A 15833-nucleotide genomic window follows, 5' to 3' on the forward strand; every position below is an offset into this window, starting at 1 on the left:
GCTTCAGCCGCCGAAATAATTCACGGGAATGCTATTTGGCCCTCTCGCCCCTGCTTGATCTGCACCCGAACAGCGCAGTCGGCAACTTCGCGGTAGGCGAGCAGAGGACATCCGCTGCGCACCGCGCAGCCCTCCATGTCTCCTCCATATGCCGTCCGTGCGCCAGCCGTGCCAATGGCCGACGTGATGCATGCTAGGCGTCAGCGTTGGCTTGTCGAGAGAGCCGTTCCATTGCCAAGAGGGGCCGTCGGCTGGCTTAAAGCCATTACCGACATTCAACGACGCGGTGCGGCCGCATCGTTCAGCACCTTCCCCGTCGCGGCATCCTTCGAACTATGTCCGGTCTGCTGGCGCCAGGCCGCGTCATACTTCACCCCATAGGGCGGATCAGTGACCATCAGCAGCGGACGCGCACCGCCGAGCACACGCTCGGCATCGGCGGGATTGGTCGAGTCGCCGCATGTGATGCGATGACGGCCGAGAATCCAGACATCGCCGCGACGCGACGCCGGCGATGTCGGTTCGGCCGGCACCTCATCCGGATCGGTGAGCCCCGCGGGCGCCTGGTGCAACAAACCCGCGATCCGACCAGGCTCGAAACCGAGCATGGAAACGTCGACGCCGAGCGAATCCAGCTCGACGATCTCCAGTTTCAGCGCCTTTTCATCGTAGCCGGTCGCAAGGTTCAGCTGATTGTCGAGCAGGCGGAAACGCCGCTTCTGCTCTTCCGTCCAGTCGACCGCGATCGCTACGCGGACCTCGGACACGTTCTCCTGCAGCAACGCCTGATGGCGGCCATGGCCGGCGATCAATTCGCCATCCGCATCGACAAACAGCCGCTGCACCTCGCCGAACTCGCGATAGGACGCGCGAATCTTGTCGATCTGCTCTTGCGGGTGCAGCTTGGCGTTCCGCTCATACGGACGAATCTGGCTGATCGGCCAGACCTCCTCGCGAATACGATACGGCAGCTCACGCGGCGCGAGCTGCTCGGTCGCAACGGGCGACGCGTCGGTTTTCTTTGTCTTCTTAGGCATCAAACAACTTTCGTCGCGCAGCCGGCGACATATCCAGCAAAGCAAGCAGCGCGTGCTGTCGCTTCAGCGCCGCATCGAGCAACGGCACGTAGGGGTGAACCTTCACGCGTTCGCCGGTCGGCGTTTTCTCGCGATAGACTTCAAGGTTGATGGCCTTGAGTTGCGCCCGGTAGTCGGCAATTCGACAACTCTCAACGCAGTACTCGTTGATCAACGCGCGGTACCGCGGAGACGGTGTCCAACTTGGCGGATCGTCCGCGAACGTCGCAGCAAGCGACCGCCAAGCCGCCTCAACATTGACCGGAATCCCTGTCGGCATAAGCTCGAGGATAGATCGCTCGCGAGCCGCCCATGCCGCCCGCTCGGCTTCCGCTAACCGCTCCGCACGCGTCGTCACGAGTTCAGCCGCTGCTGATCCTGCCGGAGCGCCATCAATTCACCGAGACGCGACCCCTGATCGGGATTTTGCGCGGCCATGATCGCCGCTTCCTTTTTTCCGATCCTATCGGCCGGCTTTTCATCTACCGCCGAGCGCCGCTGGCCAAAGAGCATCAGATCGTTGTGCTCCTGGACTTTCCGGAATTCCCGCATCGCCCCGACGTTGCCAGCCTCTACCTGTTCCCAGAGCTTCATCGCGAGCCGAGCATCGAGACGATCGCGCGCGACCTCCCTCAACTTCAGCTCGGAAAAATAATACTTCCGCAACGTCGGCAGAGTGATGAGCATAGCGCCCGCGATGCGCTCATTGCTCCATCCGAGCCCGACTAACATGCTGACGCGATTCCGGTTTTGCTGGGTCGGAACATGGGCAGGCCGACCGCGCTCGCCATGATTGGCCGCGACTGGATCGCCAAAGAGGTCGAAATTCACGCCCATCAGAAAAAAACCTGCGAATGAGGGAGAGGCCGGTCCGGGAGGATCGGGGGGTCGAGAGGAATTGCCTACCCCCCACCCCATCGCTCAGTACCAGACGCCGCGGGTGTGCAAGCTTCCCTGCTCCTCGGACTGCTTGAACCGGTCATGGCACGCCTTGCAGAGCGTCTGCAGGTTGCGCTCATCCCAGAACAGCTTCTTATCACCACGATGCGGGGATTTGTGGTCGCACACGAGAAGGGACGTGTTGGGCTCGGCCTTGCCACACTTCCTGCAGGTATAGAGATCACGCAGAAATACGGCGTGGCGAAGCGCCCGCCATCGTGCCGTCTTGTACCAAGCCTTCCACGGAAGCGTTCCCACATTCAAAAGAAAGGCCTGCACGGCATGGAGGCCGGCAGGCCAAGTCACACAGGAAACGCCCGATCTGGGCGGGCGATAGTCATGAGCACTACCGCATACCCTAAACGTATGACGCCGCCTGCTTGCTGCAAGACGGCGCCCACTAACTCCCTAGAGGTGCAACGGCCATGGCAACCGCTACATCCCTAAATGCAAAAAGCCCCGCACGATGGCGGGGCTTTTTATGCGGAATCCCTTCAACGGCAGCTAAAGCTGCCTCGCCGAGGCTTTCGCCTCTCACGAACCGTGCAGACATCCGTTGGATACTGTGACGGTTCGATCTGCCACTCCGACACGACGGCCGGCGACAGGCGTCCGAATATCTGGATCGCTACCTTGAGTCGCCCTTTGGAGTCGAGTCGTTCAATACGACCGGAAAAGTCGCGGAACGGTCCATCCACAATGCGCACGAGATCGCCGAGATCAAATTTTGCCTCGCGCTTGCTCTGCGGCGTGTTTGCAATCGCAACCAAAGCATGGATATCCGCCATGCAGGCCACACCGCCTGACCTCGCTTTGCGCTCCGATGGGATGCGCGCGCGCCATTCACCAAACCGGAGCCATCCCGAAACACCGCTGATATCAGTCGGCACCCGCTCAAAGTCTGGCACGAACACAAGCTGCGGAAACAGCGGTACCTCGACAAGCCGCTTGATCTCATAGGTCCAGCTCGATCCGCGCACGCTGCGCGTCACCCGCTGCTGCTTTGTGATCCGCGGACAATAGGCACTGATATTCCGTCGCTCGAACTCACGCATCACCTTGCGTTCGCAGCCCGGGTGCGTGCGCAGGATAAACCAGCACTGCGGCTGCATCGGCACCGATGCCGGACCGTGCAGCGCGTCTAGATCAACCGTTCCGACCAATTGACCGATCTCAAGCCGTTGCAGTTCACCGATCATTATCGCGTTTCCCCCTGCTGGTCGTATTGCGCATCGTCACCGATGATGTCACCGGAACACACCTATCAATGCCTAACGAAACGCAGTGCGCGGATGCGACGATGGTTTGCCGCAGGCCGCGCGGACAGTGTCGGTCTAGCAATGCTCACCATTGTCGACCGCATTCCGCACGGGCACCGGCGCGTGCCGTGGCCCCTCCCCAACCTCTGGCTCGGCGTCTCGACCGAGCGGCAGAAGGAAGCCGACGAACGGATTCCGGATCTGCTGGCGACGCCGGCGGCGGTGAGATTCATTAGCGCGGAGCCGCTGCTCGGACCGATCGATTTGAGCAGGCTACCATTCCCCAAGTCCTGTATCTGCGACGCTGCCGACCCACACCTGAACGTCCTTGACGCAACGGTGTATTGCGACGGGTGCTGCGAAGGCCCCGAACGGGTCGATATCGGTAAACTCGATTGGGTGATCGTCGGCGGAGAATCCGGCCCCGGCGCCCGGCCGATGCATCCGGACTGGGCGCGCGCGCTCCGCGATCAATGCGCCGCCGCCGGCATACCGTTCTTCTTCAAGCAATGGGGCAGTTGGCGCGAGCCAACAGACGACGACGGCCCATTTGATACCGCCAAGGGTCGAATGAACCGACCGCCAGCATTCATTGTGAAGCCTGAAGACGGCACCGTTCACTGTTTCCTGCCCCCCGGCCCGAACCATCGATGTCGTGTGATGCTGGAGGTCGGCAAGAAAGCCGCCGGCCGACTGCTCGACGGCGTCGAGCACAACGGAATGCCGGAGGCCGAGCGATGACGCCAGCCCCGGCCCTACCCGACGCCTTGCAGGCCGCATTCATGCACTCGGCGACCCTCGGGATGCCGGAGCTGGCCCGCCTCATTCCTATGGACGTGAAGACCCTAAGGAGGCATCGTGACGCCGGCCACCTGAGGGGCCGGGTCAAGGGCTTCGGCCGGAAGCATCCGCGCTGGGTCTTTACCGCCGCCGACGTCGCAGGATTCCTACTGACGCTGCACGAGATCGCCGAATGTCCGTCTACCCCATTAAGGGCTCCCGATACTGGCAGTTCGACTTTCAAATCTCAGGTTATCGCTTTTCCGGATCAACAAAAAAGACGTGTGAACGTGACGCGAAGGCCGTCGAGGCCGCGGAGAAAGCCAAAGCCCGCGAGCTGGTCAAATCCATCACCGTCACCGCGGGCGAACCCCTAAGGCTCGGTGCCGCCTGTGACCGCTGGTGGGCCGAGGTCGGCAGCCAGGGCGCCGAGCGCGACATGCAGCATGCGTTGGGCCGGATCCGCGACATCATCGGCGATCGCACTTTCCTGCACGACATTACCGACAACACACTCTCCCGCCTGATCGCCGAGCGGCGCAAGGACCGGGTCCGCGACGGCCGCGACGACAACGGCACCCAACTGTGGCGCCAGATCACCAATAAACGCGTCAACAAGACCACCACGGGGCTCTTGCGCCGGGTCATGAACCGCGCGGTCGACAACTGGGATGCCGTGGTGCCGCGACCGCCGAAATGGGAGAAGCACTGGCTGAAAGAGACAAAGCGGCCTATCCGCGAAATCGGCCACGCCGAGGAGGCTGCGATCGACGCCGAGGAGGATGCCGACTATGCGGCACTGCGGCGTTTCGCGGTCATCACCGGGCTTCGCCGCGGCAGCGTGTTGCTACGCTGGCCCCAGGTCGACTTTGAGCAGGCCGTGGTGCGCGTCATCACCAAGGGGGGCATCCCGCGCGTGATCCCGCTGACGAAAGAGGCCTACGCCCTTCTGTGGTCCCGCCGCGGCCATCACCCGGAGGCTGTCTTCACCTTCATCGCCCGCCGCACCAACAAGAACGCCAAGAACGGCCAGCAATATATCCGAGGCAACCGCTACCCCATCACGGTCTACGGCTTCGTCTCACACTGGCGCTACGCGACGAAGCGAGCCGGCGTGAGGGCCAGGATCCACGACATGCGCCATACCGCCGCCACCCGCACGCTGCGAGAGACAGGCAACCTCCGGCTGGTGCAGAAGCTGCTCGGCCACACCGACATCAAGATCACCGCGGAGTTCTATGCCGACGTACTGGTCGAGGATTTGCGCGAGGGCATGGAGCGCACCAGCGCGGCAAATCCCTGTAATAAATCCCGAGGCGCTTCAGCAACGACCGACAAGCCTTTGCGTTCTCGGCGCAATTCGGAACGGTAGTAGCGGATTTCTACTCCGCGGGTTGCAGGTTCGAATCCTGCCGGGATCGCCAAAAACCGGCGCAGTAAACACCAGGTTATTTTCATTCGCTAAAACGGAATGTCGTCGTCCATGTCGCTGCGGTGGCTGCCGGCGGGCGCTGCGCGGCGCTGCGCTCCGCCTGACGGACTTCCGGACCCGAAATCGCCGCCGGAATCGTCAGATCCGAAGTTGCCGCCACCGCCGCTGTTGCGGCCATCGAGCATTGTCAGAGTCGAATTGAAATTCTGTAGCACCACTTCGGTGGAGTATTTTTCGACACCGCTCTGGTCGGTCCATTTTCGGGTCTGCAACTGACCCTCGATGTAGACCTTCGAGCCTTTCTTCAGATACTGCTCAACAACCTTGCAGAGGCCTTCGTTGAAAATGACGACGCGATGCCACTCTGTCTTCTCCTTGCGCTCGCCGCTGGTCCTGTCGCGCCAGGTTTCAGAAGTTGCGATCCGCAGGCTGGCAATCGGCCGTCCGTCCTGGGTCCGCTTGATTTCCGGGTCGGCTCCGAGATTGCCGATCAGAATAACTTTGTTCACGCTACCCGCCATCGCCGTTCTCCATGTCCCCAATCCCCGATTGCTAGCTCAAAACCGGTGCTAACCCAAACGGGCGTCGCCGCTTCAAAATCGAGCCGTGACGGCGTTCAAGCAGCCTACACTCCCCTCGCCGCGCCGAGAGGCTAATCGCCGGGTTATCCACGGATCGAAGTACACCGTTCTTTATTTGTTCTCAAGAGATAAACAAGAGATAAAACGGAAAGTCCGCGCGGACCGCTCACCGAGATACCTCCGCCCGCTGGACAAACAATTTGACCCAGAGTGTTGCATTTGAGAGACGGCAATTTGCTGCGTCGGAAGGTATAACTGATTCACAAATTTCGGGGTAACTACCAGCGTTCGCGCTTAGTTGTTGAAACTAAGCCAAAATCCGGGGATTGAAATGAACAAGTTTCTGATTGGGGCCGTCGGTGCTCTCGCCATTGGCCTTGGTACCGCGCCTGCCACTGCGGCTGACCTCGCCCCGCGTCCATATACGAAGGCTCCTCCGATGGTGGCCGCGATTTACGACTGGAGCGGCTTTTACATCGGCGCGAACGGCGGCTGGGGATCGAGCAGGAATTGCTGGAACTTCACAACGCCCGCAGGTGCTGCCGTGGCAAGTGAAGGTTGCCATGACGCAACCGGCGGCACGGCTGGTGGCCAGATCGGCTATCGCTGGCAGACCAGCAATTGGGTGTTCGGCCTGGAAGCTCAGGGTAACTGGGCTGATATCAGTGGCCGCCGTGCCAGCCTCGCCTTCCCCGCCTTCACCAACGACAGCCATCTGGGTGCATTCGGCCTGTTCACCGGCCAGATCGGTTACGCCTGGGATGCCACGTTGCTTTACGTGAAGGGCGGCGCTGCCGTGACGTCTAACCGATACCGGAGCCTTGCTACCGCAACCGGCGTTCAAGTGACCAACAACGTCAACAACACCGACTGGGGCGCTACGGTCGGCGTCGGCCTCGAATATGGGTTTGCGCCAAACTGGTCGCTCGGAATCGAGTACGACCACATCTTTATGGGCGGCAACAGACTTACCTTCATCAACAATGGCGTTGCCGGGGCCGCCGGTACGCTGTTTGGAACCGACAATATCAGCCAGGACGTGGACCTCGTCACGGCGCGCATCAACTACCGCTGGGGTGGCCCAGCCATCGCACGGTACTGATCGCATCTGATCCGACGTTCTTGGAAAACTTGAAAGGCCGGCTTTTGCCGGCCTTTTTGTTTGAGGCACGGGCCGCAGGCAACCCCGCGAACGGCTGCATACTGATAAGCCGTCCTGCTTCTCCCGACGAAATCGGGGATGATCGCTGACGCCCTCTGGAAATTGCCCGCTGTTCTATCTACGTTCCATAGACTGCCACAGATAGCGCCTCTCCGGGGATTGGTCGGCGCGGCGCGCCTAAACGCGGTGCGGCTTCTGCACCCGGAAAAACCTATCATGGACGAAGTCATCAAGGCGAAGCGGCAACAATTGAGTCCCGCGAGTCGCGCCATCACGATTCGTGGCGCTCGCGAACACAATCTCAAGAATGTCGATCTGGAAATCCCACGCGACAAGCTCGTGGTGTTCACCGGCCTCTCCGGCTCTGGCAAGTCCTCGCTGGCGTTCGACACCATCTATGCCGAGGGTCAGCGCCGCTATGTCGAGTCCCTGTCGGCTTACGCGCGTCAGTTTCTCGAGATGATGCAGAAGCCCGACGTCGATCAGATCGACGGGCTATCGCCGGCGATCTCCATCGAGCAGAAAACGACTTCGAAGAATCCACGCTCGACCGTGGGGACCGTGACCGAGATCTACGATTACATGCGGCTATTGTGGGCGCGCGTCGGCGTGCCCTATTCGCCCGCAACCGGCCTGCCGATCGAAAGCCAGACGGTGTCGCAGATGGTCGACCGGGTATTGGCGCTGCCCGATGGCACGCGGCTCTATCTGCTGGCGCCGGTCGTTCGCGGCAGAAAGGGCGAGTATCGAAAAGAACTGGCGGAGTATCTCAAAAAGGGTTTTCAGCGCGTCAAGATCGACGGCGCTTTTTACGAACTCGCCGATGCTCCCACTCTGGATAAAAAGTTTCCGCACGATATCGACGTGGTAGTCGACCGCATCGTTGTAAGGCCGGACCTGGGCCAGCGGCTGGCTGAGTCATTCGAGACTGCCTTGAAGCTCGCAGAGGGGCTGGCGGTGATCGAATATGCGGACGCGCCTCCTTCACCTCTCGCCGGAGAGGACGAAAAGAAGAAAATCGCGAAGATCCACGACAAGAGCGGTCCTGAACGCATCCTGTTCTCGGAAAAGTTCGCGTGCCCCGTGTCCGGCTTCACACTTCCTGAGATCGAGCCGCGGCTGTTCTCGTTCAATAATCCCTATGGCGCCTGCCCGAAATGCGGTGGTCTCGGTATCGAGCAGCACGTCGATGAAGATCTCGTCATCCCGAACAGGGAATTGACGCTGCGCAAAGGCGCGATCGCGCCGTGGGCGAAATCGTCGTCACCGTATTACTTGCAGACCCTCACCGCGCTCGGCAAATTTTACAAATTCGCTCTGGATACCAAATGGAAGGACTTGCCGAAGAAGACGCAGGCCGCGCTTTTGCATGGCTCTGGCGACAGTGAGATCAAGTTCTCCTATGAAGACGGCGTGCGCTCCTACGAAACCAGGAAACCATTCGAAGGCATCATTCCCAACATCGATCGTCGTTATCGCGAAACCGAAAGCGAATGGGCGCGCGAGGAGCTTGGAAAATATTTCTCCGACGTGCCGTGCGATTCCTGCAAGGGCTATCGGCTCAAGCAGGAGGCACTGTGCGTCAAAATCGGGGGCAAGCACGTCGGCGAGATCAGCGAACTGTCGGTTCGTCTTGCCGGCGAATGGTTCGAGACCGTTCCGACAGTGCTCTCGGCGCAGCAGAACGAAATTGCCGGCCGCGTACTCAAGGAGATCCGCGAGCGACTGTCGTTTCTGCTCGACGTTGGCCTTAGTTATCTTACGCTGTCACGCGCGTCCGGCACGCTGTCCGGCGGCGAGAGCCAGCGCATTCGGCTTGCTTCGCAGATCGGTTCAGGCCTGACCGGCGTACTGTATGTGCTGGACGAGCCTTCCATCGGCTTGCACCAGCGCGACAACGCCCGCTTGCTTGAAACTCTGAAGCGGCTACGAAATCTCGGCAATACGGTGATCGTCGTAGAGCACGATGAGGATGCCATCCGCCTCGCCGACCATGTGCTCGATATCGGACCCGGCGCCGGCGTTCACGGCGGCCATATCGTCGCGCAGGGCACGCCGGCCGATATCATGCGCAACCCGAAGTCGCTGACCGGCAAGTATCTCACCGGCGAACTGGCAGTCGAGGTGCCGGATCGGCGCCCGCCGAACCATCGCCGCACCATCAAGGTGGTCAACGCACGCGGCAACAACCTCAAGAACGTCACGGCGGAAGTTCCGCTCGGTCTGTTCACCTGCATCACGGGTGTTTCCGGTGGCGGGAAGTCGACACTGCTGATCGACACGCTTTACAAGGCGATTGCGCGGAAACTGAATAATGCGAGCGATCCCCCCGCGCCCCACGACCGCATCGAGGGTCTGGAGCACATCGACAAGATCATCGACATCGACCAGTCGCCAATCGGGCGCACACCGCGCTCGAATCCCGCGACCTACACCGGCGCCTTTACGCCGATCCGTGAGTGGTTCGCCGGTCTGCCCGAAGCCAAGGCCCGCGGTTATGCGCCAGGCCGTTTCTCCTTCAACGTCAAAGGTGGGCGCTGCGAGGCTTGCCAGGGCGATGGAGTCATCAAGATCGAGATGCACTTCCTGCCCGATGTTTATGTCACCTGCGACACCTGCAAGGGCAAGCGCTACAATCGCGAGACGCTCGAGGTGGTATTCAAAGGCAAGTCGATTTCCGACGTGCTTGACATGACGGTCGAGGAAGCGGCCGAATTTTTCAAGGCGGTACCGCGCGTGCGCGAAACCTTCAAGACGCTGCATCGCGTCGGCCTCGACTACATTCATGTGGGGCAACAGGCCACCACGTTGTCTGGCGGTGAGGCGCAGCGCGTCAAACTCGCCAAGGAACTGTCGAAACGCGCAACCGGCCGCACACTCTACATTCTGGACGAGCCGACAACTGGCTTGCACTTCCATGACGTAAAGAAGCTTCTTGAAGTGCTGCACGAGCTGGTCGCGCAGGGCAATACAGTTGTGGTGATCGAACACAATCTTGAAGTCATCAAGACCGCGGATTGGGTGATCGACCTTGGCCCCGATGGTGGGGACGGTGGCGGCGAGATCGTTGCCTGGGGACCACCGGAAGACATTGTGAAAGCGCCGCGCAGTCATACCGGAAATTTTTTGAAGCCGGTGCTGAAGAAGGCAGGAAAGCCGAAGCGACATAACGCGAGCGAAGCGGCTGAATGACGCACGAGACGCAAACTTGTGAACGATAAACTCATCTATAAGGATTTATTCTTATCATATGATCTGAAACGATATTTTTTCAGTATTTTTTGTTGTGATGGATGCCCGTTCCGGAGATGGAACATTTCCAAAAGCCCCGTTGCGGAACTCGCCACCTATCGCCACGTTTTGTTCGTGAGATTTTTGAAATCCGACATGGAGTTGCGAATATGTTTAGCTTCAAACCAGTACTGGTGGCGGCCGTCCTGGCGGTTGCAGCACCACTGGCCATTGCGTCGCCAAGCTATGCACAGGGATTGGGAACAAAGGCCCAAGGATTCGCCGGCGGCGGCGGCGGTGGTGGCGGCGGACACATTGGCATGGGCGGAGGTGGCCGACACATGGGCGGTGGCGGCTGGCGCGGCGGGCATCACATGGGCATGGGTGGAGGCTGGCGAGGCGGCGGCATTGGCTGGCGTCGTGGTTGGGGCTGGGGTGGCGGGTTTTATCCCGGCTTTATTGGTGGCGGCTTGCTGGGCGGCCCGTGGGGTTGGGGTGGAGGTTGGGGTTGGGGCGGTGGTTGGGGATCGCCTTATTACTCGTACTCATCGCCCTACTACGGCTCCCCTTACTACGGGGATGACGGGTATTACGATGATGGTCCCACCGCGGTCCAAAGCAACGGCAGTGGCAGGGACGCTTCCTACTGCCAGCAGCGATTCAAATCATACGATGTGCGTTCCGGAACCTATTTGGGCCGCGACGGCAAACGCCATCGCTGTCCGTAACTAGCTTGCCCCCTTCATGGGCCTTATCCAGGAGCGGTGCCAAAACACCGCTCCTTTTTCTTTTATCTTCCGCTTTCTGCTACGCGGAGCGCGAGTCGCACCTTAGGCAATCCCTCGCGTGCAATAAATAGCTGCCTTGTGAACAGCGGGCGAAATTCGTCGGTGGGGCGACATCAGAGACTTTTTCGTTTCGGAATCCGTGAACACTCACCGATACTTGAAGACATCCAAGGCTTGATTCGACCCTTGGTTTTCCCCTCTTTCCACCATATTTAGTATTTGATTCAAGAATCTGCACTAGTCCTTGACGTGCGCAAGGGAGTCGTCCTAATTTAGATTTCGGTTGGCGCGAGTATGTTTTGGGTTCCGCCGGTCGCTCCTGAAAGGTTCCAGAATGGGCACTTCGTCCGCCGGTTTGGGCAGCGGAGCGTGGACGTGTCTGCTCTGAGCCAAGGTATCAGGAACACCAAAAACCAGATCGAAACTGGCGCAAATGAGGATGTGAGGCGTTGAGTCCGAGATTGCCACGGGCCGCAGGTCCTCTGGTCGGAATCGGACTTCCAAACAGGGCCGGAACCACTGGCCGAACTGCGGGTGCAAGAGTCCGCGAATGGAAACCGCCAACGCCGCCGAAGCGGTGACGGACAGTTACGGGGCACGAAACAATGCGATTCGAACGGCGCTATACCAGGGACGGTCAATCACCCTATGCCGGGATCGATTTCCGGCTGACCACGAGCGAGATCCGTAATCCGGATGGCTCCGTGGTGTTTCGCCTCGAGAATGTGGAGGTGCCGGAACCGTGGTCGCAGGTCGCTTCCGATGTGCTGGCGCAGAAATATTTCAGGAAAGCCGGCGTCGCGGCGCGCCTCAAGAAGGTCGAGGAGGAAACGGTCCCTTCGTGGCTGTGGCGTTCGGTCCCTGATACAGAAGCGCTCGGCACCCTCCCCGAGAACGAACGCATCGTCGGTGAAACCTCGGCCAAGCAGGTGTTCGATCGGCTCAGTGGATGCTGGACCTATTGGGGCTGGAAGGGCGGTTACTTCACCTCTGAAGAGGACGCGCGGGCCTTCAACGACGAACTACGCTACATGCTGGCGCGCCAGATGGTGGCGCCGAACTCGCCGCAGTGGTTCAACACCGGCCTGCACTGGGCGTATGGCATCGACGGCCCCGGCCAGGGCCACTACTACGTCGACTTCAAGACCGGCAAGCTGACCAAGTCGAAGTCGTCATACGAGCATCCGCAGCCGCATGCCTGCTTCATCCAGGGCATCGAGGACGACCTCGTCAACGAAGGCGGCATTATGGACCTGTGGGTGCGCGAGGCGCGCCTGTTTAAATACGGCTCTGGCACAGGCTCCAACTTCTCGCGCCTGCGCGGTGAAGGCGAACGTCTCTCGGGCGGCGGCCGCTCCAGCGGCCTGATGAGTTTCCTCAAGATCGGCGACCGCGCCGCGGGCGCCATCAAGAGCGGCGGCACCACGCGCCGCGCCGCCAAGATGGTGGTGGTCGATGCCGATCATCCGGACATCGAGCAGTATATTGATTGGAAGGTGAAGGAGGAGCAGAAGGTCGCCGCTCTCGTCACCGGCTCCAGGATCAACCAAAAGCACCTCAAGGCGGTGATGCGCGCCTGCGTCAACTGCGAGGGCTCGGGTGACGATTGCTTCGTGCCGGAGAAGAACCCGGCACTGCGCCGTGAGATCAAGCTCGCCCGCCGCGCGTTGGTCCCTGACAACTACATCAAGCGCGTCATTCAGTTCGCGCGACAAGGTTACAAGGAGATCGACTTCCCGGTCTTTGACACCGACTGGGATTCGGAGGCCTATCTCACTGTCTCCGGCCAGAATTCCAACAACTCGGTGTCGCTGAAGGACAACTTCCTGCGCGCGGTCGAGACCGACGGCGACTGGAATCTGATCGGCCGCACCACCGGAAAAGTGACGAAGACGCTGAAGGCGCGCGAGCTCTGGGAAAAGATCGGCTTCGCCGCCTGGGCGTCGGCCGATCCTGGCCTGCACTTCAACACCACGATGAACGACTGGCACACCTGCAAGGCATCCGGCGATATCCGTGCATCGAATCCGTGCTCGGAATACATGTTTCTCGACGATACCGCCTGCAACCTCGCCTCCGCCAACCTGATGACGTTCCACGACACCGCCTCGAAGCAGTTCGATGTCGATGCCTATGAGCACACCGTTCGTCTCTGGACGGTTGTGCTGGAAATCTCGGTGCTGATGGCGCAGTTCCCGTCCAAGGCGATCGCGGAGCTGTCTTACGAATTCCGCACGCTGGGTCTCGGCTTCGCCAACATCGGCGGCCTCCTGATGACGATGGGCCTGTCCTACGACTCGAAGGAAGGCCGCGCGCTGTGCGGCGCGCTGACCGCGATCATGACCGGCATCGCCTACAAGACCTCCGCCGAGATGGCCGGCGAACTCGGTGTCTTTCCCGGCCACAAGAAGAACGCCGGCCACATGCTGCGCGTGATCCGCAATCATCGCCGCGCTGCGCACGGTCAATCCAACGGCTATGAAGCGCTCGCGGTGAACCCGGTGCCGCTCGACCATGCCTCCTGCCCGCAAGCGGATCTGATCGCCCACGCGACCAGGGCGTGGGACGATGCGCTCGCGCTCGGCGAACAGCACGGCTATCGCAACGCGCAGGTCACCGTGGTGGCGCCGACCGGCACCATCGGTCTGGTCATGGACTGCGATACCACCGGCATCGAGCCTGATTTCGCGCTGGTGAAATTTAAGAAGCTCGCGGGCGGCGGCTACTGGAAGATCATCAACCGCGCGGTACCGGAGGCGCTGCGCGCGCTCGGCTATCGCGAGAGCGAAATCGCCGAGATCGAGGCCTATGCGGTCGGTCACGGCTCGCTGTCCAACGCGCCGGGCATCAACGTCTCCACCCTGAAGGCCAAGGGTTTCACCGACGACGCCATCGCGAAGGTGGAAAAGGCGCTGCCGACCGCGTTCGACATCAAGTTCGCCTTTAATAAATGGACGTTTGGCGAAGACTTCATTCGTGACACGCTCGGCGTCGATACTGACGCCCTCGCCTCGCCAGCCTTCGACCTGCTCACGGCGATCGGTTTCAGCAGGCGCGAAATTGAAGCCGCCAACGTGCACATCTGCGGTGCGATGACGGTGGAAGGCGCGCCGCACCTCAGGGCCGAACACTATCCGGTGTTCGATTGCGCCAATCCCTGCGGCAAAATCGGCAAGCGTTATCTCTCGGTCGAAAGCCACATCCGCATGATGGCGGCTTCGCAGCCGTTCATCTCCGGTGCGATCTCGAAAACCATCAACATGCCGAACGACGCCACGGTAGAGGACTGCAAATCGGCCTACCTGCTGTCGTGGAAGCTCGCGCTGAAGGCCAATGCGCTCTATCGCGACGGATCGAAACTGTCCCAGCCGCTCAACTCGCAGCTCATCGCCGATGACGACGGTGACGACGACGCGATCGAGGTGCTGATGGACAAGCCGATGGCCGCGCGCGCCACGCAGGTGGCGGAGAAGGTCGTCGAGAAATTGGTGGAGCGCATCGTCGTGCTGCGCGAGCGCGAGAAGATGCCGGACCGCCGCAAAGGCTACACTCAAAAGGCTGTCGTCGGTGGGCACAAGGTCTACTTGCGCACCGGCGAATATGACGACGGCCGCCTGGGCGAGATCTTCATCGACATGCACAAGGAAGGCGCGGCGCTACGCTCCTTCATCAACAACTTCGCCATCGCGGTTTCGCTCGGTCTGCAATACGGCGTGCCGCTGGAGGAATATGTCGACGCCTTCACGTTCACTCGCTTCGAGCCGGCAGGACCGGTGCAGGGCAACGACTCGATCAAGTATGCGACCTCGATCCTCGACTACGTGTTCCGCGAACTCGCGGTCAGCTACATGAGCCGCTACGACCTCGCCCACGTCGATCCGTCCGAGACCGGCTTTGACGCACTCGGCAAGGGTGTGGCCGAAGGCAAGACGCCGGAAGGCCAGCATGCCACGCGCTACGTGTCGAAGGGCCTGACCCGCTCGCGCACCGATAATCTTGTCGTCATGCGCGGCGGTTCACCCTCCTCCATCGCGGGAGAGAGTCGGAGCGCAGCGGCCAACGTCACCGCCCTCTCCTCCTCGCGCGTGGGCGACACGCTCGAAGGCGCAACCGCGCTGAAGCAGGAGACCGAGCACGACCTCTCGCCGACCGAGCGGCTGGAACAGCAGCAAAGAAGCAAGGCCGCCGCGCATGCAACTGCACCGACCAAGGCCGAGCGCCGCGCGGAAGCGAAAGCGAGAGGCTATGAGGGCGAGATGTGCTCCGAGTGCGGCAACTTCACCTTGGTGCGCAACGGCACCTGCATGAAGTGCGATACGTGCGGAAGCACGACGGGGTGTAGCTAGAAGGAACTTAGTCACCATGACTAGAGACGACGAAATCGAGGCTTGCGCTCGGCGCCTACGCACTAAGCTAGGAATCGATGATCAGCTACGACCTGATATAATCACTGTCGTCTTTAAACTTAAGGAATCTGGACTCATCAGGGATTACATACGTGTCCCTGATGATCAGATGCCTCAGGACGAGGCAAAATATGACTCATTCAACAAACTTCTTCATCTTCGTGAGAGCACTTTCGTAG

Annotated in this window: 13 protein-coding genes and 1 tRNA gene; 7 read left to right on the top strand and 7 right to left on the bottom strand. The window is 60.6% G+C overall.

What is annotated here, in order from left to right; genetic code table 11:
* Nucleotides 1-3 precede the first annotated feature (3 nt).
* The 6 genes from ACM561_RS08200 to nusG all read right to left on the bottom strand — a co-directional run bounded on the left by ACM561_RS08200 (nt 4) and on the right by nusG (nt 3214).
* Nucleotides 4-279: a DUF6527 family protein gene (locus ACM561_RS08200; protein ID WP_425909333.1), complete on the bottom strand. Its 276-nt coding sequence runs from the start codon at nt 277-279 to the stop codon at nt 4-6.
* A complete protein-coding gene (locus tag ACM561_RS08205) occupies nt 276-1037 on the bottom strand; it encodes a ParB/Srx family N-terminal domain-containing protein (protein WP_425909334.1) in 762 nt (253 codons plus the stop codon). The genes ACM561_RS08200 and ACM561_RS08205 overlap by 4 nt, the downstream gene beginning before the upstream one ends.
* Nucleotides 1030-1434 (bottom strand): P27 family phage terminase small subunit, encoded by a 405-nt coding sequence (locus tag ACM561_RS08210; RefSeq protein WP_425909336.1) that lies wholly within the window; start codon nt 1432-1434, stop codon nt 1030-1032. The genes ACM561_RS08205 and ACM561_RS08210 overlap by 8 nt, the downstream gene beginning before the upstream one ends.
* Nucleotides 1431-1913: a hypothetical protein gene (locus ACM561_RS08215; protein ID WP_425909338.1), complete on the bottom strand. Its 483-nt coding sequence runs from the start codon at nt 1911-1913 to the stop codon at nt 1431-1433. The genes ACM561_RS08210 and ACM561_RS08215 overlap by 4 nt, the downstream gene beginning before the upstream one ends.
* 84 nt (nt 1914-1997) lie before the next feature.
* Nucleotides 1998-2321 (bottom strand): HNH endonuclease, encoded by a 324-nt coding sequence (locus ACM561_RS08220; RefSeq protein WP_425909339.1) that lies wholly within the window; start codon nt 2319-2321, stop codon nt 1998-2000.
* 188 nt (nt 2322-2509) lie between these two features.
* Nucleotides 2510-3214, bottom strand: a complete 705-nt coding sequence (gene nusG, locus ACM561_RS08225; protein ID WP_425909341.1) for a transcription termination/antitermination protein NusG — start codon at nt 3212-3214, stop codon at nt 2510-2512.
* A gap of 93 nt (nt 3215-3307) precedes the next feature.
* Here nusG and ACM561_RS08230 point away from each other — a divergent pair, with 93 nt between their 5' ends.
* From ACM561_RS08230 to ACM561_RS08240, 3 genes are all read left to right on the top strand, one after another.
* The gene (locus ACM561_RS08230; RefSeq protein WP_425909342.1) at nt 3308-4015 is read left to right on the top strand and encodes a DUF5131 family protein; all 708 of its coding nucleotides are present in this window, start codon (nt 3308-3310) and stop codon (nt 4013-4015) included.
* A gap of 232 nt (nt 4016-4247) precedes the next feature.
* Nucleotides 4248-5426 (top strand): tyrosine-type recombinase/integrase, encoded by a 1179-nt coding sequence (locus tag ACM561_RS08235; RefSeq protein ID WP_425909344.1) that lies wholly within the window; start codon nt 4248-4250, stop codon nt 5424-5426.
* Nucleotides 5407-5478 (top strand) — tRNA-Arg (locus ACM561_RS08240). The genes ACM561_RS08235 and ACM561_RS08240 overlap by 20 nt, the downstream gene beginning before the upstream one ends.
* A 37-nt stretch (nt 5479-5515) precedes the next feature.
* Here ACM561_RS08240 and ACM561_RS08245 read toward each other — a convergent pair.
* A complete protein-coding gene (locus tag ACM561_RS08245) occupies nt 5516-6007 on the bottom strand; it encodes a single-stranded DNA-binding protein (RefSeq protein ID WP_425909345.1) in 492 nt (163 codons plus the stop codon).
* A 391-nt stretch (nt 6008-6398) separates the two neighbouring features.
* Here ACM561_RS08245 and ACM561_RS08250 point away from each other — a divergent pair, with 391 nt between their 5' ends.
* The 4 genes from ACM561_RS08250 to ACM561_RS08265 all read left to right on the top strand — a co-directional run bounded on the left by ACM561_RS08250 (nt 6399) and on the right by ACM561_RS08265 (nt 15594).
* Entirely contained in the window at nt 6399-7169 is a 771-nt protein-coding gene (locus tag ACM561_RS08250) for an outer membrane protein (protein WP_425909347.1), read from the top strand.
* A gap of 276 nt (nt 7170-7445) precedes the next feature.
* Complete coding sequence (gene uvrA, locus ACM561_RS08255) at nt 7446-10421, top strand: excinuclease ABC subunit UvrA (protein ID WP_425909349.1); 2976 nt, start codon at nt 7446-7448, stop codon at nt 10419-10421.
* A 209-nt stretch (nt 10422-10630) separates the two neighbouring features.
* Nucleotides 10631-11188, top strand: a complete 558-nt coding sequence (locus tag ACM561_RS08260) for a BA14K family protein (RefSeq protein WP_425909351.1) — start codon at nt 10631-10633, stop codon at nt 11186-11188.
* 665 nt (nt 11189-11853) lie between these two features.
* Complete coding sequence (locus ACM561_RS08265; protein ID WP_425909353.1) at nt 11854-15594, top strand: vitamin B12-dependent ribonucleotide reductase; 3741 nt, start codon at nt 11854-11856, stop codon at nt 15592-15594.
* Nucleotides 15595-15833: the final 239 nt, after the last annotated feature.

Source organism: Nitrobacter sp. TKz-YC02, assembly GCF_049852135.1.
Taxonomy (GTDB): Bacteria; Pseudomonadota; Alphaproteobacteria; order Rhizobiales; family Xanthobacteraceae; genus Nitrobacter; species Nitrobacter vulgaris.